Here is a 252-nt window from a genome sequence, read left to right as displayed (position 1 = left end):
CCTACTTTTATAAACTCTTTTTTAACTTCACCGAGGTGATTAATTACCTGTAAAACGTCTGACGTTTGATCATTTGTAATTATCTCTACAAAACCATCACCGTCTAAATCTGCTGCCGCTAAAGAATGACGAGTATCGCTAAATACGCCGCCGTTTGCATAATTCCATAATTCAGTACCATCAACCCCACTTAAAGCACGAACTAAACCCGTCTTATAAAAGAGGTTGTCTTTATAAGTAGTAACCACAATA

1 pseudogene is annotated in these 252 nt (G+C 36.9%); it reads right to left on the bottom strand.

The features are described 5' to 3' along the window. Positions 1 to 252, bottom strand: a pseudogene (locus AAEY62_RS23605) (choice-of-anchor A family protein); the annotation flags it as partial.

The organism is Pseudoalteromonas sp. GW168-MNA-CIBAN-0100, assembly GCF_040309225.1.
Taxonomy (GTDB): Bacteria; Pseudomonadota; Gammaproteobacteria; order Enterobacterales; family Alteromonadaceae; genus Pseudoalteromonas; species Pseudoalteromonas arctica.
This window is presented reverse-complemented; position numbering and strand designations above follow the sequence as displayed.